The organism is Metasolibacillus sp. (assembly GCF_025291715.1).
Taxonomy (GTDB): domain Bacteria; phylum Bacillota; class Bacilli; order Bacillales_A; family Planococcaceae; genus Metasolibacillus; species Metasolibacillus louembei.
The window spans coordinates 24,181-43,752 of the sequence record NZ_JAMBIZ010000010.1 but is presented as its reverse complement, the minus strand read 5'-3'; the positions used below and the strand labels follow the sequence as shown (position 1 = coordinate 43,752).

General features: G+C 35.3%; 18 protein-coding genes and 1 pseudogene. 11 read left to right on the top strand and 8 right to left on the bottom strand.

Annotated features, from left to right (window positions below):
- Window positions 1-9 precede the first annotated feature (9 nt).
- The 3 genes from M3Z76_RS08625 to M3Z76_RS08615 form a co-directional block, all read right to left on the bottom strand.
- Window positions 10-393 (bottom strand): NAD(P)H-dependent oxidoreductase, encoded by a 384-nt coding sequence (locus M3Z76_RS08625; protein ID WP_147716744.1) that lies wholly within the window; start codon window positions 391-393, stop codon window positions 10-12.
- 177 nt (window positions 394-570) lie between these two features.
- On the bottom strand, window positions 571-1,998 hold the full coding sequence (fexA, locus tag M3Z76_RS08620) for a chloramphenicol/florfenicol efflux MFS transporter FexA (protein WP_031795084.1): 1,428 nt from the start codon (window positions 1,996-1,998) through the stop codon (window positions 571-573).
- Between the two features lie 253 nt (window positions 1,999-2,251).
- A complete protein-coding gene (locus M3Z76_RS08615; RefSeq protein WP_002360221.1) occupies window positions 2,252-2,395 on the bottom strand; it encodes a hypothetical protein in 144 nt (47 codons plus the stop codon).
- A 438-nt stretch (window positions 2,396-2,833) separates the two neighbouring features.
- Between M3Z76_RS08615 and M3Z76_RS08610 the strand changes: the two are divergent.
- The 9 genes and pseudogenes from M3Z76_RS08610 to M3Z76_RS08570 all read left to right on the top strand — a co-directional run.
- A pseudogene (locus M3Z76_RS08610) lies at window positions 2,834-2,983 on the top strand (JAB domain-containing protein); the annotation flags it as partial.
- An 82-nt stretch (window positions 2,984-3,065) separates the two neighbouring features.
- Complete coding sequence (locus M3Z76_RS08605) at window positions 3,066-3,368, top strand: hypothetical protein (protein ID WP_293923624.1); 303 nt, start codon at window positions 3,066-3,068, stop codon at window positions 3,366-3,368.
- Window positions 3,369-4,343: 975 nt separating this feature from the next.
- Window positions 4,344-5,996 (top strand): DUF927 domain-containing protein, encoded by a 1,653-nt coding sequence (locus M3Z76_RS08600; protein ID WP_293923627.1) that lies wholly within the window; start codon window positions 4,344-4,346, stop codon window positions 5,994-5,996.
- Between the two features lie 124 nt (window positions 5,997-6,120).
- The gene (locus M3Z76_RS08595; protein WP_293923630.1) at window positions 6,121-6,528 is read left to right on the top strand and encodes a hypothetical protein; all 408 of its coding nucleotides are present in this window, start codon (window positions 6,121-6,123) and stop codon (window positions 6,526-6,528) included.
- A gap of 303 nt (window positions 6,529-6,831) precedes the next feature.
- Complete coding sequence (locus M3Z76_RS08590; RefSeq protein ID WP_293923632.1) at window positions 6,832-8,460, top strand: recombinase family protein; 1,629 nt, start codon at window positions 6,832-6,834, stop codon at window positions 8,458-8,460.
- 103 nt (window positions 8,461-8,563) lie between these two features.
- Entirely contained in the window at window positions 8,564-8,833 is a 270-nt protein-coding gene (locus M3Z76_RS08585) for a Mor transcription activator family protein (protein WP_293923633.1), read from the top strand.
- 26 nt (window positions 8,834-8,859) lie between these two features.
- Entirely contained in the window at window positions 8,860-10,167 is a 1,308-nt protein-coding gene (locus tag M3Z76_RS08580) for a TcaA NTF2-like domain-containing protein (RefSeq protein WP_293923635.1), read from the top strand.
- Window positions 10,168-10,430: 263 nt separating this feature from the next.
- Complete coding sequence (locus M3Z76_RS08575) at window positions 10,431-11,273, top strand: toll/interleukin-1 receptor domain-containing protein (RefSeq protein ID WP_293923637.1); 843 nt, start codon at window positions 10,431-10,433, stop codon at window positions 11,271-11,273.
- A 60-nt stretch (window positions 11,274-11,333) separates the two neighbouring features.
- Entirely contained in the window at window positions 11,334-11,747 is a 414-nt protein-coding gene (locus M3Z76_RS08570) for a GIY-YIG nuclease family protein (protein WP_293923638.1), read from the top strand.
- A 259-nt stretch (window positions 11,748-12,006) separates the two neighbouring features.
- On the opposite strand, the gene M3Z76_RS08565 is transcribed toward M3Z76_RS08570, so the two are convergent.
- The gene (locus tag M3Z76_RS08565) at window positions 12,007-13,077 is read right to left on the bottom strand and encodes a Fic family protein (RefSeq protein WP_293923639.1); all 1,071 of its coding nucleotides are present in this window, start codon (window positions 13,075-13,077) and stop codon (window positions 12,007-12,009) included.
- A 322-nt stretch (window positions 13,078-13,399) separates the two neighbouring features.
- Between M3Z76_RS08565 and M3Z76_RS08560 the strand changes: the two genes are divergently transcribed.
- Window positions 13,400-15,034, top strand: a complete 1,635-nt coding sequence (locus M3Z76_RS08560; protein ID WP_293923640.1) for a TOTE conflict system archaeo-eukaryotic primase domain-containing protein — start codon at window positions 13,400-13,402, stop codon at window positions 15,032-15,034.
- Window positions 15,035-15,094: 60 nt separating this feature from the next.
- Window positions 15,095-15,775, top strand: a complete 681-nt coding sequence (locus M3Z76_RS08555; protein WP_293923642.1) for a DEAD/DEAH box helicase — start codon at window positions 15,095-15,097, stop codon at window positions 15,773-15,775.
- 692 nt (window positions 15,776-16,467) lie between these two features.
- On the opposite strand, the gene M3Z76_RS08550 is transcribed toward M3Z76_RS08555, so the two are convergent.
- The 4 genes from M3Z76_RS08550 to M3Z76_RS08535 form a co-directional block, all read right to left on the bottom strand.
- Window positions 16,468-17,136, bottom strand: coding sequence for a Type 1 glutamine amidotransferase-like domain-containing protein (locus tag M3Z76_RS08550; protein WP_293923644.1), 669 nt, complete (start codon window positions 17,134-17,136; stop codon window positions 16,468-16,470).
- Window positions 17,137-17,403: 267 nt separating this feature from the next.
- The gene (locus M3Z76_RS08545; RefSeq protein WP_293923645.1) at window positions 17,404-17,988 is read right to left on the bottom strand and encodes a TetR/AcrR family transcriptional regulator; all 585 of its coding nucleotides are present in this window, start codon (window positions 17,986-17,988) and stop codon (window positions 17,404-17,406) included.
- Window positions 17,989-18,007: 19 nt separating this feature from the next.
- The gene (locus M3Z76_RS08540) at window positions 18,008-18,784 is read right to left on the bottom strand and encodes a DNA alkylation repair protein (RefSeq protein WP_483310157.1); all 777 of its coding nucleotides are present in this window, start codon (window positions 18,782-18,784) and stop codon (window positions 18,008-18,010) included.
- On the bottom strand, window positions 18,784-19,218 hold the full coding sequence (locus M3Z76_RS08535; RefSeq protein WP_293923648.1) for a VOC family protein: 435 nt from the start codon (window positions 19,216-19,218) through the stop codon (window positions 18,784-18,786). The genes M3Z76_RS08540 and M3Z76_RS08535 overlap by 1 nt, the downstream gene beginning before the upstream one ends.
- Between the last annotated feature and the right edge of the window lie 354 nt (window positions 19,219-19,572).

Sequence of the window (19,572 nt, the reverse complement as noted above, 5' to 3'; positions counted from 1 at the left end):
ATACGGACTTTATCTTAATGTATGCTTGTTTTTACCCATACTTGTAAATTCACCTTTTTTTACGCCAGCTGATATAGCTAATCCTAATTTTCGATTATAAAATATTCTTTTACCCTTTGATCCGTAAGCCCATCCATATATAATCACTTCATCGATCCATTTTTTTAATAATGAAGGAGAACTATACCAATATAATGGAAATTGAAAAATAATATTATCATGATTTTCAACTAATTCCTGCTCTCTTTTTACATTTATAATAAAATCAGGATACTCTCTATAAAGATCATGAATGGTAATTTCGTTTGAATAAGACGCTGCTTTTTCTACCCAAACTTTATTGATTCGAGAATTTGGCATATCTGGGTGAGAAACGATCACCAATGTTTTCATTGTTTCATCCTTAACATACTCAACTTTCGCACCAATAAAACAGTGTACGAAAGTTGAGTTACTTAAAAGTATTCTATTCTAAGAAATTCAAATTTGCGTGATTCCTAAGCTATTTATTTACAGCTTAAACTATAGAAGATGAACTAAACAATAACTAATCTTTACATAACTAAGTTATTACCCACGCTTTTTTAAACCTAATCCAGCTATTAAGGCAATGAGTATTGCCCCTGTAGCTGCAAGGAACGCATCTGAGTAGGACATAGCGTCCAATATATATAATGGATTTATCGGCTCAGTAGCATCACGTCGAGCGGATAATAATGCTCCAATCATACCTGCTCCAGTTCCTGCTCCAAGGTACAAAGCACCTTGGAAAATCCCCATTCCGACACCAACCTTGTCTGCATCGAGTGCACTTACTGCGGCGTTATTTGCGGGAGAATTCGTGAATGCAAAAGCAATCCCTACTCCGAGGACCCCCACGGAAACTAACAGAGGTGAAGCACCAGATGCATAGGTGGACAAGAATAAGGTAGACAGCCCCATCAGAGTCATCCCAGTAATTATCAGACGTTTATCCCCAAATCGATCAGAAAGACGGCCAACGAAGGGAGATAAGATTGCAACAGCCACACCACCTGGCAACAATATCATTCCAGCCTGTCCAGAAGAGAGTCCATTCACCTCAATGACTAGTAATGGGACGAACACAAGAACAGCGAAATAAGCAAACATCGAAAAAAATGCAATTATGACCGTATTGACATAATCCTTGTTATTGAACAGGACAGGTGGTACAAATGGATTTTCTGCGGTAACAATTCTCCAAATAAATCCCACCAAAGCTACAACAGAACCAATTAGGCTAGTTAACGATGAGAACGAAGAAAAACCAGAAGTTTCTCCTTGAGTGATGCCAAAAAGGAGTAATCCTACTGTGAGGCCGAGGAATAAACCACCAATGAAATCAAAGTTCTTATTGCTTCCTACGGATTCTGCCGGTTTAATTGTCGGTAACGCGTAGTAGGCACCAATAACAATCATAATGGCTAACAAAAATGTGAACCAAAACAAGGCATTCCACCCTAAATATTGACCAACTACTCCACCAAATATTGGACCAGCAGCAGTTCCAACACCAATACTTCCTGCGATAATTCCCAAAGCTCCCCCACGTTTTCCTTGTGGGAAAACCTTCGAAATTGCAATGACTGATAGAACTGGAATTGCGGACATCCCAGCACCCTGAACCATTCTTCCCAAAACCAACAATGGGAGGTTCGGGGCAATTGCACATAAAAGACTACCACTTGCCAGAATCATAATGGCAAAGATATATAGCTTTCGTAACTCAAAAAAGTCTGAGATTCGACCATAAATCGGAACTCCAATCGCAAGAACAAGTGCAATACCACTAACTATCCAACTCACTTGAGATTTCGAAGCTTCTAAATCTTTGCTTATTAGTGGAAGTACGGGATTGACTAAATCAGCCGTAATTGCACCTACAAGTACAGATAGGGAGAGTACCATCATTAAAAGCCTAGTAGAACCCCTTTTTTCAGATTGAATCATTTCTTTAGATTTACTATCCTTTTTCATTTTATTTCCTCCTAAAATATATTGTGATTTTAGGAGGCTAAATCCACTGCTTTCACCATAAACCTCACCTCATATCTATTTACATTGTAAAACCAAATCAACGAACTCACCATATTTCTACAGCATGATTAAAGATTCGGTTCTCCAAACTAACTGAACTGATCAAACAAAAAAAAGGCACCAGTTTAACAACCGGTGCCTAATCATTCGTATGCATTTTTACAAATGCAATAGATTCATAAATTTTTGCCCATTATATAAAAGGAGGCAAAAAGTTTTCCGGTAGTGTTTCCATTTTTTGTTTTTGTGAAAAAGGACATACTGATCCCGTTGTACCTAAATCCCCTGAAACTTTTACATGCTTTCTAAACTCGACATTAATGAAATCAATTCCCATTACTTTTTGCCTCCTTTCTCATATTGTGATAATAACACAATAATAATTGATGAAAAAGAAATAATCAACCCTACTTTTTTGAAAACCAATTTAAAGCTTTACTACTTTTACTTACATAATAAAGGCAGGTGCAGTATAAACTTTTTTAAATAGGTCTTCTTTAACGAGCAGGTAGCGTCAGTTAAAGTAGATAATTTAAGATCGAAATCATATTATAGATATTCCGAAATTGGGCGTGATTGTTGCAGGTCAAAAGCTTAATTCCTCGATAAAATAAAAAGGAATTAGTTTTTTTATTTGTGGTACATTCTTCTGACCGTAATCAATTGTCATCTAATAATTACATTGTATTTTTTCATTTGATTTAACACGTTAAATATATGTTCTTAAAGTAAAAACATTGATGTTAATGGATTTTTAGTAATTTACTCTTGATAAAACCCGACACCAAGTCCAGAGGACATTGATGTTACAAAGCGTTTAATTGAGGCTGGTTTAATTGTTGGGGTGGAAATGCTTGACCATATTGTGCTGGGTGATGATAGCTATGTTTCAATGAAAGAGAGTGGATATTTTGAAAATGAATAAAATTTTAAATGACAAATAGGCTCTAACATCTGAAAGGGATGTTAGGGCTTTTTATTTTAAAGAGAATAGGAGGTTGTTACGAATGATTGCAGTTAAACGATTAATCGAGATACTGGAAGAGGAGTTAGGAAAAGTAATTGAGCTTCATGAAATCGGCTATGAAACCGTTTGGTTGATGCATGAGGAAATAGACGAGCGACTAGTGCCAATACACGTTATTGCACATTTAGCAGACCCAATAATTTGTGAAAGTGCGAATTATACAGATGAAAAAGGTGATTACTACACGCTAATTGTTGTTGAAACAGGGAACATAGAAAATTATGAGGTATTGCTAAAAAATGATGAAGTAGTAAAGCAATCTGAACAGGAGGATTCAATATAAAAAGCGTTGATAATGAAGAGCTGGCATATGCCAAATATGTAAAGTGGTTTATTCACCATGTGCCAGTTGAATTGGAAGTTTAGTAAGCAATCCGTTATTTCAATAGTGGAGGAGGTGTTATGAAATGTGGGATAAAGTAATCGGAGCGGTTGTAGTAGCTGTAGCAACTGAGGTAGCAAGAGAGATTATCAACGAGAATAAATAATTATGTAACTAGCAGTAGATTCATTTACTGCTAGTTATTTTTTTGTACAGAGGAGACTTTTTTGCTCATTTAAGTTAACCAAAACCCGTAAACCCGTAAACCCGTAAAATTTACAGTAGAAAGCAATATTTTTTCTCAGGTTTATGTGGGAATCGTAATAGGGTATAAATAATCAACGTTCACAATTTAGACACAATATTTACTATTAACTGTATAGTAAATAGACTATTGGAAAAATAGCAATCTTTTCTACCGATAGGACGTACTGGGCTTTAGCCAAACAAATATAAAATAAAGATATTTTAATATAATTTATATTGTTCGGTATAGTTATATGGTTGCTTAGAATAAAAGGTTTTTAGATTTTTTAGATTGAAAAATCATTATTGCTATTATATATTGTAAATACCAACTAACGTTGGAACAGATGATGAATTGTAGTATGAATAAGCTACTTTTTTAACGAATAATCACTAGATAAGATGATATGCACAGGAAGCCTCTGCCGACAATATGTCACGCGCATGCTGACTTTTCACTGCCCTACAATCGAGTTAAGGGATTGTATCAGAAAGCCTAAGCATAACAAATAGCTATTGCCTTTTATTAGGTCAATTTAGCTGTTGTTATGTTTGGGCTTTTTTTGTTGCCCAAACCGTCATTCCTAGTTTCGTTCAGTGGAAGAAGCGTGTCTCAATCTACAGTTTTAGTCATTATCAATTACTACTAATAAATAGTAGTAAAAAATCAATTGAATAAGGAGGTGAGAGATGATGTGGGAAGAATTAAAGGCTGGTCAAACCATTAAATACGCTGATGTGTATGTAACAAAACAAGGTGTTTTTAACTATGACCATCAAAAATTGTCAGATGTCATGTATGTGGATGAACGTCGCCAAGAGGTAAAGGACGGTAAAGGTTTTATTGTATTAGCGTTTGCTATAAATGGTAATTTACAATGTGAAATCTTTACAACAGAAGAGTTTGAAGAGAAGAAAATCAGATTGCTCAGTCAATTTGGCTTCTTAGTTCAGCAAGCTCATAAATCGATATTGAATGAATACTTGATTGAGCAATATCAAACGCTTACTTCTAGGAAAACATATACGCACATTGGTTTTTTACCAACGTCTTCAATGATTCATAAGGATCAGATTGTTTTTGGTTTATGTAGACCAATTGCTACTGAGAAACAGGCATTGAAATGGGATCAACAAAACTGCGATTTCAATGTAGCTGTAGAGGGAAGTTTAGGTGAATGGCAGAGGATGGTCAAAAAGCAAGTGATTCCTTCACCTAATTTGACACTTGCTTTAGGGTTAGGTCTTTCATCAATTATCATTGGTTATTTGAAACGGACAGGTGAATCAGTTGATACTGCTATTTTTCATTTAGTTGGTCGTTCAACTACAGGCAAAACCACAGCAGGGGCGTTAGCTGTTTCTGTTTGGGGTCGTCCTACCAAAGGTGAAAAAGGACTGTTTCAAAGCTGGAATGCTACTGCAAATGCTATGATGAAAAGGTTAGGCAAAAATAATGGTGTAGCTTTGTTGTTAGACGAAACTTCCATGTCTGAAATTAAAGATTTTACAAATGTTATCTATCGCCTTGCGGAAGGCGGTGACAAGGAACGATCAACTAAAACAGGTGACCTTGCTGCGAAGAGTGAGTGGGCAACTACTCTTATTACAACAGGTGAAAGTAGTGTATTGGAAAATACGAATAAAAATGGTGGCTTATATGTCCGAATGCAGGAATTTGCTGATATACAGTGGACGGATTCCGCAGCACAAGCGGATACCATAAAAAGCGTCATAGCTAATAATTACGGTGGTGCAGGCATTCGCTTTGCTCGCAAATTGGCGAAAAATTGGTCAGTCATCCCTATTACTTATAAAAAGTGGATGAAAAAATTTAAAAAGACCCTCCCAAAATCCGAGTATAGTGACCGAGTTATTCAACGATATGCAGCGATATTAACCGGATTAGAGTTAGCTCAAGAGCCACTTCAGTTAAAGTTTAATCTTAAAGAGGTATTTAAGTTAATTAATAACGTAGAATCTGCTCTCGCAAATGAAAGAAATATAGCTAAAACTGTTTATGATGCTGTATTAAAGGATGTACCAGTAACATTTAATAGTTTTATTTTCGGTAAATCTCACCCAATAGGTGAATGCAAGGGAAAGATTAGCAAGCGTAGAGGCTATTATGAGGTATCATACTACCTTCAAGCTTTCGAGAAATTAATTCAACCGTTTGCAACAAATATCAAGGTAGTCGAAGAAAGCTTAAAGGATGCTCCATTTTATTTACGTGAGCGAGATCGAAATTATAAACGTATACCTACTGCTGGTGGTAGCAAGATTGTTACTTATAGTTTCAAAGTACCCGAGGCTACGATATTGACATCAAACGATGAGTAAAAATATTTAACCCGTAAACCCGAGTTTTGACAGGTAAACCAAAAAGAAATTGCCTCAACAAATTACGGGTTTACGGGAAAATTAATTAAACAGCAAATCTAGCTGATACACAAAAGGAGAATGAATGATGAATTTTACAAATACAACTGACCATACAGATACGGCACTTCATTTGATATATGATGCGGATATGCGAGAAGACCATCACGATGGCGAGCATTCCTTATATCGTTTAGCGGCTTATGTTACTTTCAATACACATTTATATTTACCAGAAGCATCAAAAGAGCTGGAGTATGTATTGAATCACTTATCGCAATTACCTGTGCGACCACATCACTTATTTGTTGATAATGGTTATGGCTGGGAGGTTGTTTGGTATGCCAATGACCATCAAGTAGTCACAAGCCAGAAGCAATATGTACAATTAATTCTTGAGTTTGTTTCTTTTTTAGAGCAAAATGAATCACCATTTTTCTCGTTTGTGTTGCAAGATGGCTTTTTATTAGATGATCCAGCCGAATGTATTTAAGGATTACCGAATGAAGCACTCAATTTTTCACCTGAATTCAATACATTATGTTTTGGTAATAAAAATGAGATTGAAGTCATTGGCTTAAATAAATGTTAACGAGAAGGAATATTCAAAAGTTAGTAGGGGCAATTTAGCCCTTACTATTCTTTACCCGCTAACGAATGCGACTATAAATAGATATTATAACCGTGAATGATATTAGATGGAGGGATATTATGGAACAGGAATCCAAGGAACTCATTCTCATACTCGCTGAAATGTGTGAGCAATACATGCTACAGGGAAGGGAGGAGCAAGGAGATGACAAGTAAACAGGTAGCAATTTATGCTCGTGTATCTACGACCGAACAGGCAGAAGAAGGCTATAGTATAGACGAGCAAATCCGAGTATTAAGGGAATATTGTGAGCGAGAGGGTTATAGCATTTATGATGAATATATCGACCGTGGGATTAGTGGGAAAAATATCACTGCTCGTCCAGCAGTTCAACGTTTATTAACAGATGCGGATGAAAAAAAGTTTGATGTTGTTTTCGTTTGGAAAATGAATCGACTAGCTCGTAAAAGTGTGGACTTAATGAATATGGTGGAGAAGTTTAATAGTAAAAACATTGCATTTCGTTCGTACACTGAAAAGTATGAAACAGAAACACCAACAGGTAAGCTTCAATTTCAAATGATGGCTGCCATTGCAGAATATGAGCGAAATAATATCGCTGAAAATGTAAAAATGGGCATGATTGCTCGTGCTAAAGAAGGCAAATGGAATGGCGGTCACATTCTTGGTTATGATGTGCTTGAAGTAGACGGGGAAAATAAAAAACGGAAAAACACAGCTCTTGTAATAAATGAGCGTGAAGCCCATATTATTCGTACCATTTTTCACATGTACACAACGGGGCAGGGATATAAAGCTATTGCAAATTCTATTAACCGAGCTGGCTATCGTACAAAGAAGAACAAAACATTTTCTCTCAATGCCATAAAGACAATTGTAACGAACCCTGTCTATGCTGGTTATATTCGATATAATGTGCGCAGAGATTGGAATGAAAAAAGACGAAATAATATTAATCCTGACCCCGTCATTGTACAAGGGTGTCATGAAGCAATTATTTCTGAAGAAACATGGCAAATTGCTCAAAAGGTTTATAAGGAACGTACATGTAAGCCTAATCGAATTCATGACGGTGAGTTTCCGTTAACAGGCATTATGCGATGTCCGCAATGTGGCGCAGGAATGGTTGTAGGTCGGACAACAAACCGTACAAAGTCGGGTGAAAAAAGAGTGCTAGAATACTATGTATGTGGCGCATGGAAAAATAAAGGAACGAACGTTTGTCGTTCCAACGGGGTACGAACAGATTATGCCGATCCCTATGTTCTGAATAAAATTGCGGAGTTACTCCACAATGAGCAATTAATTAACGAATTAGTGATAGGCATTAACGATAAACAATCATCCATGTACGAGCCTATTCAAAAAGAGCATGACCATTATGAAAATGAATTAGTATTGTTGAAACGGAAGTTAGAAAAAACGTGGGAAGCGTATATGGATGAATTGATTACGAAAGATGAATATATCGAGAAATCGCAAACGATTGAACAGCAGGTGAATGATGCGAAAAGTGCTATTGAGCCATTGAAGGAGCAGCTAAGAGGGGCAACGATTACAAAAATAACGTCTGAACAGGTGAAAGCTATATTTGAGAATTTTGATAAGGCATTCAAGAACTCTCTTACGAGAGAGCAACGTAAACGACTGTTACATTTGTTGATTCACCAGATTACCATTGGAGAAACACGCAAGATTGAAAGTATCCAAATCATGTTAAATAACGATGTGCTGCAAGAATTGAAATTAGGAGTTGGAGAGGTGTCAGAGGACACTTCTTCAACTCCTTTTTCTGTTTTAGTAGCCATATGACACCGCTAAAAGTGGATTTTAGTTAGGATAGTCCATTCGATAATAGAAATGATTATCGAATGAAGAAATGGCATATTGAAAATAAAAAATAGGGGGGATAGTCGTGGATAATAGTACACTAGACAGCTCTTGTTTCAATGGAGCATACAAAGAATTTGTGGAACTAATCGGATATAAAAACACACTTCGAATACATGATTATTTTGCGGGACAATATGTAACCTTTCCGAAGCGCCTATTATCTGAGGAATACTTACATGAGCAGATAATGAAGGAATACGATGGTACGAATGCAAAAGAGCTAGCAAGAAAATATGACTATTCTTATAGTTGGATCAGGAAGATTTTAAAAAAGAAAGCAAGCTACAAGTAAATAGAGTTGTAAATGGGAGGATAAGAATGGTAGAGCTATTTGGTCAGCTATATATGTATTTCTTAATATTTATAGGAGTGGCTATAGGTATAGGATTTGCTATATTAGGATATGGATTCAAAGGATTTTTAGCAGGTGCATTTTTTATAATTGCACTAGGTATGATTTCATTTACTTTTGCAGCGATTATTCTTGTTGTTTTTGTAAATGTAGCATTAAAGCCCATAAGTAAAAAGGCGAATAAGTTTTTAATACCGCTAATAATTGTAGGTCTCGTAATAGATGTATTTAGATATACCTATAACCCAGATGATAAATCTAATATAGAGGCTGAAAATGACCATGAGCAGGTTGTAAAAGGTCAAACAGAATATAATTTAGACCAACTAGATGGACCTGCTGCTGCTCTAGTAGAAGCATGGAGAGCAGACGGTATGTCAGAAGATGATATATTAATGCAGATTGCTGATTTTATGAATGTGGATGGAACCGAGCTGTATTATGATGAAGAATCAAAAAATCGCATTGAGCGGATACAAAAATATAAAGTAGATGGTACAGAACATTCGTTAAAGGAAGTCATGGATTTGCTAAATGAACAAACAGTTTGGTCAGATATAGGTTTAGCAACAGATTTAGTTCATACGCAAGCGGAATATCCAGTTAATTATTCAGAAAAAGCACATATTCTTGCTGTATCAGAAAATAGTAAAGAACCTGAGTTCAAACTATTAGTGTATGTAGATGACGATATCATTAGTGTTTATAAGGTTCAATCCAACGATAGTGAAGCCTTTAATCAAGATGCTGAGGCAGCATTAAAATTAATGTATGAGGATAAAGTAAATCCACAAGCAGAAGAAGCAAAGGAAGCTGAACCATCGGCTAAACAAACAGACGTTGCAGAGGGTGAAGATAGCTCATCAGATGTAATAAGCCAAAGCGACTTAGATAGTATTCCTGTTCCAGGAGCGAATAACACGACTGAATCAGCTAGAGATCAGATAGGCTACTTAATAACGTATTATTTACAAGCCTATGTGGATGGAGATACTACGTCACTAGGTTATTATGTTTATTCTTCGACCGCATTTTATTCAGAGCAAGAGCGTTATATGCGGTCACTAAAATCAAAAGGAATCGTTTTGGACTTAGTTGATTACAATGTAGCAGCAGTAGAGCAACTATCGGACAAGAAGTATGAAGTAAATGTAGCAGAATATTACACAGTAGATAATCCAGAAAAAGGTTTTAGCGATACTGAACAAATTAGCCAATATACCGTTGAATTAATAGATGGCGAGTTTTATATTACAGGATTAGAGGTACAATAATTAGCTGAAAAGTTCTAGCTGAGCTTAGTAGGTGAATGATTTTAATTGTACTATACATTGTTTATAAGTTAAGAAATTAGAGGGAATGGCTAATTGAAGCTATTCTCTTTTGCTTTAGGAATGGGAGGTAGGTTAGTTACTAGTTTAGTGTCAGGTATTCCTAAAAAAGAAATGATAGAAAATTGAAAAATATCTCCCGATGTCGTAAAATAGGAATTAATGTTTGCTTTTATGTACCGCATTATATTTAAGAGGGTGTATTTATGGGGATAAATGAAACTAACTTAAAAAGGCTTACAGACAAAGATATTCAACTTAAAAAGAAATTGACAGACGCTAGAAAGAAAAGGGACTCACAAGCGGACAAGCTTATAAAACTTTCAAATAAAAGAAATAAAACAAAAATGGATATTCAAAAAATGGGGAAATATAATAAAGATTTATTGAAACAAGACAAAGATATTACATTGATTGTTGAACAGATACGCAAAAATACTGAAGGCATGAACAGGTATAAAGGTCGGCTGGCAAAAGAGCAGGAAAAGCAATTTAAAACCATGCTAAAATCAATGGAATCACAAACGAGTACAAATGTAGAGTATTTAAATAGTTATTCTGAGATGTCGAAAAAATTAAATGAACTTTCATTAGATATTAAGCATTCAGTTAAAGAAAAAGAAATAATAGAGTTTGATGTATTCTTGTCACATTCGAGCCTCGATAAAGAGATTTTTGTTTCGGAGTTATCGGAGAAGCTTAGTAATAAAGGATTGAAAGTTTTTGAAGATGTCAAAGTTTTCAAAATAGGACAGAGTCAAACGGATATGATGAATATGGGGATATTAAATTTGAGGTTTGTTGTAATTTTCTTATCCAAGAACTTTATTGAAAGCGGTTGGTCACAATATGAATTCAAAAGTTTTTTAAATAGAGAAATCAATGAAAAGCGAGTTGTAATTCTCCCGATTTGGCATGAAGTTACAGTAGAAGAAGTTAGGCAGTATAACCCTTATATTGTTGATAAATATGCCATTAATACAAGCAAACATACTTTAGATGAAATGGTCGATCAAATACATCAGGTTGTGCAGGGTTCCCTAGAGTAAAATAATTAAAACTGCACTTAGCTATATTATCAAGAACAACTATTAAAAGGGGGGATGCAATTGAAAGAATCAAATATGAATATTACTATTCAATTTTTTCAAAGAGATTTAATCCCAGCGATAGGTGCAGGAATTTATGAGATTAGTGTATATAAAAATGATGAATCTAGGGTTCTTTATATAGGTGAATCAGTTTTTGTTTTAGTACGATGTGCATCACATTTATATGAGTTAAATAAAGATCCAAAATATTTTGGTTTTACTGAAGAGACAATCAGAGACTCAGATGTAAAATTAAAATTTAGACTACTTGAAAAAGTGAATAAAAGGGATTTACGAAAGAAAAGAGAAAAGGAGCTAATCAAAGAGAAAGCACCGTTGACTCAAAGTGGAATTAGTGATTATCAAAAAAGTGTAGAAGATAAAATTTCAGCACTCACAAGTTTCTTGAATTCTAGTTTTACTAATATATAAATTACAATATAAAAAAACCGCACTTAGCTACATTACGGAGAACCTTATCATAAGTAAGTGCGGTTTTTAATAAACCATCGATTACAGTAGATTTATTGTAGTTGGTGGTTTGTTTTTGTTAGATAGTAAATAGAAATTTGCAGATAGATTACGGGAGGGCGTAACATATTCTAGAAGAAAGCTAAAGAAGTGAGATAAGAATTAGTGATCAATATTGCCACGCCAAACATTTATTTGATAATGTTTGGCGTGATTTTATTTAGTCTTCTTTATAACCTAAATCATTCAAAGTTAAATCTTTATAATTTTTACCAATTCTATACGATGTGATACGCTGATTTCCACTAGCCCCTTCAATTATATTTCTTTCTAACCAAGTATTAGCCCATTTTGTAATCGTTATTGGTTTCACTTGGAACAGTTCAGCAATTTCTTTTGGTTTAACAGGTCTATTGCTTTCAATTAAATAGCGAAGTAACGTTTTTTCTTTTGGCTCTAACGATAAGATACGCTGATCTGTAGTGGAGGTAGCAAATTGGATAGATAGATTAGCAACTTTTTCATAGGCAAGTGCCATTGTTCTAAGGAAATACTCAATCCATGGAGCTAAATTTTTTGGATTTTCACGCCCATCATAATAAAGAGCGGGTAAGCCCATTTGTAAATGTTTGTAGTAGCCTTGTAAATCTTCAACATAATATTCTTCAATAGAATGGAAGCCTTTCACATCATAATTAGTTGTTGATAAAACATAAGATGCTAAAGCTCGTGCGGTACGTCCATTACCATCTTCAAAAGGATGAATCGTTAGTAGTTGATAAGTAACAATTGCAGCTTTAATCGGAACAGGCATTTCGTTTTCTGACTGTATCCATTTAACAAAAGATTTCATTAACGCAGGGACATCAGAGTATTCTGGAGGAATATAATCGGGTTGTCTTGTTTGATTATCGAAAACAGCAAATAGTACTCCTGGAGGCATTGGTCCACGGTAATTACTTTTAGAAGACTTTCTACCTGAGCCATGTTTAACAATGATGGAGTGTAACTTTTTAATAAAATCTTCAGTTATGGGTGTATTTTTATTTTTTTCTTGTGTTAAAAACGAAAGGGCTTCCCAATAATTTCGTACTTCTTCCTCGACAGGTATTCTTAAATCGTCCTTCTTTTGTTTAACTACACGTGCAACCTGTTCTAAATCTAAAGTATTCCCTTCAATTCGTGTTGAGTAATGGGTTGCTTTTAATTTAGCTTGTTCTTTTAAGTCACTTTCAATATGTGCCGGAATAGGCATTAGTTCTACGATAGATCGAGAACGTTCAATTGACATTAAATCTTTTACAATAGCTTGCGTGTAAATAAATTTTGGTGTGTACAGATGAATCACCTCAAATAGAATATAATAACGTACGTTAATTATACGCTATTCGTATGCTAATTTATAATTTAAATACGCTATTTATACGCTAAATTTAAATTAATGATACGTTAATTTGTTGAGATATTTTGATAGCGAAATAATTGGTTATTTTTTACTTTTTCTAATTTTGAGTTTAATTTAAGGATACAAAAATCTGGTGCAAAAAATTATAATGAATTTAGATGAATCGGAATAAAAATTGAGTTTTAAAAAAACGGAAAGGCACAATTTGATGAATATTGAACAACAACTCCATCAAGCCCTTTTAGAAATCGAACATTTAAAAAAAGAAAATGCACATTTGAGGGGATTGCTTAAACAAAAGCAAGTTGAACCAAATAAAATAGTAGAGCCAGTTAAGCGAGCTAATCATAACGAACAATTGAAAGAAAAAATCCTTCAAAAAAGAGTGCAGATTTTTAAAAGTTTATTCCGCGGAAGAGACGATGTTTATGCTGTTCGATGGCAGTCTAAAAATAATAAATCAGGCTATACACCTGCCTGTTCGTTAGAGTGGCAGCCTCCGTTATGTCAGAAGCCAAATATAAAATGTTCGCAATGTCAGGTTAGAAAACTAATACCTCTTAGCGATGAAACGATTTATCGGCATCTTTCAGGAGAGATTACTATCGGTCTATACCCATTGTTAAAAGATGAAACGTGTTGGTTTTTAGCAGTAGATTTTGATAAACGTGATTGGCAAAAAGATATTCAAGCATTTGTAGATACATGTCAACAACTTGATGTACCTGTTAGTATTGAACGTTCGAGATCTGGAAATGGAGGACATGTGTGGCTGTTTTTTAGTGAGCCCATTTCAGCAAAAGTAGCTCGACAATTGGGGCATTTTATTTTATCAGAAACGCTCTCTAATCGATATGAAATCGGAATGGATTCCTATGATCGTCTATTTCCAAATCAAGATACTTTACCAAAGGGAGGATTCGGAAATTTAATCGCACTTCCTTTACAAAGAGGTCCTCGAATACAGTTGAATAGTGTATTTGTAGATGAAAATTTTAATGCTTATGAAGATCAATGGGGATATTTAGAAAAAGTTCGTAAATTAGATTTAAATGCAATCAAAAAAATACTATGGGCAACTTCTCAGCCGAAGCAGATTATACAAGTGAAAGAAGTGAAGGATAACGATGTAGATAAGCTTCCATTAGCTATTACAATCATCGAAAAAAACGGACTATATTTAAATAAGCATGAAATTCCTTCGCAAATAATGCATGAGATTTTAAAGTTATCCTCAATAAAGAATCCTGAATTTTTCAAGGCACAGGCTAGACGCTTAAGTACGCATAGTATACCTAAAAATATAAATTGTCATGAGGAAACTACTGACTTTATTATTATCCCTCGCGGATGCAAGGAAGCGTTAATAAAGGTATTAGAGGGCAGAGGAATTACGGCTTTATTTGACGATCAAACACAATTAGGTGAAACAATTACATCTAACTTCAAAGGGAATTTAACGCCAGAACAACAAGTAGCGGTAGAAAAGCTTTTGGAACGTCCAATAGGAATTTTATCGGCCACAACAGGTTTTGGTAAAACGGTTGTAGCTGCATCACTGATAGCGCAAAGAAAGGTGAATACATTAATTATTGTTCATCGGAAACAATTAATTGAACAATGGAAAGAACGTCTTAATGTTTTTTTAGATAAAGATACATTAATAGGTCACATTAGTGGAGGGAAAAATAAGCAAACATTTAATATTGATATAGCCACAATTCAAAGCTTAAATTATCGTGGAGAAATAAAGGATGAAGTGAAAAACTATGGTCAGGTTATTGTGGATGAGTGTCATCATATTTCAGCAGTAAGCTTTGAAAAAGTAATGAAAAAAGTATAAGCTAAATATATTTGCGGTTTAACGGCTACTCCTACTAGAAAAGATGGTTTACATTCAATTATGACGATGCAATTAGGTTCAATTTGCCATAGAGTTACAGCTAAATCCTATTCAAAAGTACATTCATTTGAGCATCTTCTATATCCTCGTTATACGCAATTTAAAGATAATACAACAAATGATTCTAAAAAAATTCAGGACGTTTATAAAGCACTAATACAAGATGATGTTCGCAATCGATTAATTTTTGATGATGTGTTACAAGCTTTAGATAACGGAGCTACCCCATTGATTTTGACTGAAAGAGTAGAGCATGTGAAAATTTTAGAAGGTATGTTTAGAAACTTCGTAAAAAATTTGATTGTGTTAACGGGCGGTATGAAGTCTAAGGAGCAATTGGAGAAATTAAATGCATTGCAAAATTTAAATGCGAATGAAGAGCGGCTCATTATCGCAACAGGAAAATATATAGGAGAAGGTTTTGACCATGCAAGTTTAGATACATTATTTTTAGTGATGCCTTTATCATGGAAAGGAACATTGCAGCAGTATGTTGGTAGGTTGCATCGGGTAGATGAAAATAAATCAGTAGTAAAGGTATATGATTATGTTGACCGAAAAGAGCCAATGCTGCAGAGAATGTTTGAGAAAAGGTTGAAGGCTTATCAATCAATGGGATATAAACTTGTTGATGAAAATAAAAGTAAGTTATCAAGTACAGAGCAAATAAAGTTATTTTGATTTATATGAAAGTGCTAGAGTAAATAGATATCCATATTAAATATGTACTTCTTTTCTTTATTATAAACGTTAGTTAAATAACCGCACTTAGCTACATCGCGGAGAACCTTATCATAAGTAAGTGCGGTTTTTTATATAAAAAGTAAAAAATCAAAATTCTAAATTATGTATAAAAACTTGCATATATTCAGCTTATAAAAAATAATGAGTATTTAATTATCGCTCACCGTTAGTAAAATAGCATTTCATAACATACTTGAAATGCTATTTCGGATATATACTTGAATATCTTAATTTATTTTGGTGAAAAAATAGAATATAATTCAGTCCCATCAGTATATTGTAGGATAAATTATAGAAGCTTTGGCATTTATATTGAGCCAGCTTCTACACTCCCCGCTAATTTGTATTATAAGGTCAACCAGATATTTCTGTTTGACCATTTTTGTATGCTAGGTATGTCCGACAGCTAGGTGATAAAAGTTCACTGTGGACTGCTAGCCTAAAGAGTCTCGTCATTATAATTGATAAATCATAAAGCTTTTGAATGGCCGTATACGGATCCTGGTGTGAGAGGCCAGCTAGACAAATCATGGCTAGCCTCTACTTGCTTAAAGGTTTGGATAACAACCTCGTATAATGTGGAGTGTCCTAAGTTAAGTGCTCGCAATATGTTTAGCAACAACGTAATATCAGGGTGAAAACAGTTTCCAATGCCCTTCAGAGATAACTTCTACCGCGCCGTCACTCACTTTGATGGCAGTTTGATCATCCATCGCATATGCTGAACATTTCATTCCGGCGGCCCATCTCTCTGCCGCAGCCATGGTGTTTCCTGGCAACATCGCGTGATCTAGGTGTGGAAAGATTGAGAAATTGACCAGTCCCAGCGTTTTATCACTACCGTCAGGTGGAGTCCAGCCAACGAAGTATTCCCCAATGTTAGGTGCCATCGCCATGCTCCCAGCACTCATTCCTACATAGACAGCTTTCAATGATGGTAAAAGGTCTGCAAGCCCAGATTGCCTCATCCAGTAGCTTAGGTAGAGGGCATCGCCGCCTGACACTAGCAGTACGTCCGTCTCCCGAACCTGCGGCAACCAGCGATCTTCGTCGATGCTTGGCAGTGCTGTGAGCTCCAGCACGCCAACAGACTTCCACCCAAGGTTGACCATGGGATTCTCGGAATTTCCGCTGATGAATTCCCAGGTTTTGATGCCAGGACCTACCCATGGGTGTCCGTACATTGCAGTAGGGATGCACAGGGCATTGGACTCGCAGATTGGCTTGTCCAACATGTCAACTAGTGCGTCGTGTATGCTTTTGTTATTGATTCCTGCTGATGTTAGCAATAATTTCATAGCTTCAACTCCTTACCGTTCTGTGGTATTTTCAGAAACCCTTTAATTATATATTACATACAGCTCTCTTATTTCCCTGCTTTTGGTGTTCCTTATTCCATTAATCTATATGTTGGTTCAATATCAATTCAACAAAGGGGACTCTTTAAAGTTGGACAACTAAATGATTTAAAGTCTCATACAATATTTATCTGATTTTCTCAGTTAACAAAAGTTTTTTTATGAAAAACGTGCGCTGGCAATAATACACCAGCACAGCGTTCCATTTTAAGATTTAAATCTATCCAACAACAGAGAAATGATTTTGAAGGTTTCCTCGATCGATTCAGCCACATTCGGCATTTGTGCAATCCATAAAACAGACTCATTCAGCGCACCTGATAGGATATGTGTCAATGCTTTAATGGATATCGATTCAAAGTATCCTTGATGCTGCATCATTTCAAGCTGTTCATATAATAGTCGCATAGAGCCTTTTTCATCCATGCTCCGCCAAGTTTCCCACCCTAATACGGCAGGTCCATCTATCAGCAGGATTTGCTTGTTTTTTTCTTCGACAGCTGCAGTAACAAAGGCATGGCATCCAAGAATTAGCTGATCCCATAAATCCTCACTTTTAGCTGCCTCAGATTCAACCTTTTCAGCCACCTCGCTCTGTATTGATTCTAGTACAGCGAGAAAGAGCCCTTTTTTACTCCCAAAATGGTGGTAGATTGCTCCTCTTGTCAAGTTAGCTTCCTCAACTATTTCATCCAATACAGTAGCTGCATAGCCATGCTCGGCAAAATGCTTTCTAGCGATTCCCTTGAGCTTGCTAATTGTTTCGTAACTTTCTTCTTTACTTCTTTTCATGAAAAATGCTTCTCCTTACTTATAATGATGCCAATAACTCTAGAGCATCTGGATCTTTTGAATTTGATAGGGAGCGTAATCCCTTGCGGATAATCCAATTAATGATGTCATCCTTTTGCCTTAATTGGTGAAGCCAATCAAGTGTAGCATCTTTATAGTCCTTTGTTAGGTCGTTCAAATGGTTAGCTACTGATTTTCTTACATAATGAGAAGGATCTTTCAATAATGGAGCTAATAAATCTAGATTATTAATTGGATTTCCTTTAATTGCATGTATGCGCTTTGCCCAAGGAAGACGTGGACGTGTACCCTCGCTAACTAGACGGCGAACATGAGGGTTTGTATCATATAGCCAGTTGTTTAAATATGCTAAACATTTATCTGGATAGCACTGCAAATAAGGTCGTATAGCGTATTCTGATGTATGTCGCTTAGTAATTTCATATAAAGCATTCATAGAAATATCAAAATGCTGTAAACCGTATTTTTCCACAAAATGGGCTACAGGCATTAAAAAATATCCATTCGTAAACATTCCTTGCTCTGTTTCATTTTCTGGACCTAAAATTTTTAAAAGAATATTTAATGCCTCTGAATAGTCACTTGGAAGAGCATTTTTTAATTCATCAGATATGACAGCAACTCTTCCTTTTAAAGCTAAAGGTTCGATTTGGCTAGCAACAGATTGAATAAATAAATCTGATGGGAAACTTGGGAAATTAGGTTCAATAAGACTAGAGAGACGGTGAGCCAATTCCAAACCAAAGTAATCCTTCAGTGCTTTATTTTTATTTATCAGTTTTCCTCCCATACATCCTCCACGTATTGAGTACTTTCCTCTTGGGAAGGGGGAATGACTTTTATAACATCAATGAGAACTCCATTCGGGTCACTTGTTATGAAGTGTCGCTGCCCAAAAACCTCGTCACGAATATCAAGTTCTAGTGGTAGTTTTTCTGCAATGATGAGTCTACGATACTCATTATCTACATCCTCCACTTCAAAGTTCAAAATTAAACCTTGCACTAATTTTTGATAAGTGTGTGGAACTGTTGGGTGTGACGCATCTAGAAGAGCCAATTCAAAAGGGAAGCTACTACTGGATTTTCTTAAACTAACGTACCAATCCGCTTTATATACGATATCAAATCCAAAAAAGTCGGTGTAAAATTTTGAACTCTCCTCAATCTTATTTGTCAAAATAACAGGATAAAAACTATTTGCTTTCATTGGAAAAACCACCTCCTATATTTATGAATTCACTTTAACATACATACTGTATGTATGTAAAATGATTTAATGCTTTTAATTGAATTATGAAAAACCACATTATCTATCTAGCTGAGAATCTTGTAAAGGTAAACATATAATCTTGAATAAACTGGGAATAGACGAATATGCCAAATGTAAGATGAAGTTCGTCAAAAAAGGAGGGTGAATGCATTTTAGCAAAAATCCTAGATGGCACCCAATGTAATTTCCTTACATTGGATACACTGAAACAAGCAAATGCTTTCTGGTATAGATGACTTCGAAAATTTAGGCTAAAAGTAAGTAGGCTCAAGACAAAGTACTTACTATAAT

Excerpts from the sequence above, each read along its gene's own strand:
- M3Z76_RS08600 (WP_293923627.1), top strand. The coding sequence starts at position 4,344 with ATGATGTGGGAAGAATTAAAGGCTGGTCAAACCATTAAATACGCTGAT.
- M3Z76_RS08595 (WP_293923630.1), top strand. The coding sequence starts at position 6,121 with ATGATGAATTTTACAAATACAACTGACCATACAGATACGGCACTTCAT.
- M3Z76_RS08615 (WP_002360221.1), bottom strand. The coding sequence starts at position 2,395 with ATGGGAATTGATTTCATTAATGTCGAGTTTAGAAAGCATGTAAAAGTT.
- M3Z76_RS08580 (WP_293923635.1), top strand. The coding sequence starts at position 8,860 with ATGGTAGAGCTATTTGGTCAGCTATATATGTATTTCTTAATATTTATA.
- fexA (WP_031795084.1), bottom strand. The coding sequence starts at position 1,998 with ATGAAAAAGGATAGTAAATCTAAAGAAATGATTCAATCTGAAAAAAGG.
- M3Z76_RS08550 (WP_293923644.1), bottom strand. The coding sequence starts at position 17,136 with ATGAAATTATTGCTAACATCAGCAGGAATCAATAACAAAAGCATACAC.
- M3Z76_RS08590 (WP_293923632.1), top strand. The coding sequence starts at position 6,832 with ATGACAAGTAAACAGGTAGCAATTTATGCTCGTGTATCTACGACCGAA.
- M3Z76_RS08575 (WP_293923637.1), top strand. The coding sequence starts at position 10,431 with ATGGGGATAAATGAAACTAACTTAAAAAGGCTTACAGACAAAGATATT.
- M3Z76_RS08535 (WP_293923648.1), bottom strand. The coding sequence starts at position 19,218 with ATGAAAGCAAATAGTTTTTATCCTGTTATTTTGACAAATAAGATTGAG.
- M3Z76_RS08545 (WP_293923645.1), bottom strand. The coding sequence starts at position 17,988 with ATGAAAAGAAGTAAAGAAGAAAGTTACGAAACAATTAGCAAGCTCAAG.
- M3Z76_RS08565 (WP_293923639.1), bottom strand. The coding sequence starts at position 13,077 with ATGTCAATTGAACGTTCTCGATCTATCGTAGAACTAATGCCTATTCCG.
- M3Z76_RS08560 (WP_293923640.1), top strand. The coding sequence starts at position 13,400 with ATGAATATTGAACAACAACTCCATCAAGCCCTTTTAGAAATCGAACAT.
- M3Z76_RS08625 (WP_147716744.1), bottom strand. The coding sequence starts at position 393 with ATGAAAACATTGGTGATCGTTTCTCACCCAGATATGCCAAATTCTCGA.
- M3Z76_RS08605 (WP_293923624.1), top strand. The coding sequence starts at position 3,066 with ATGATTGCAGTTAAACGATTAATCGAGATACTGGAAGAGGAGTTAGGA.
- M3Z76_RS08555 (WP_293923642.1), top strand. The coding sequence starts at position 15,095 with ATGACGATGCAATTAGGTTCAATTTGCCATAGAGTTACAGCTAAATCC.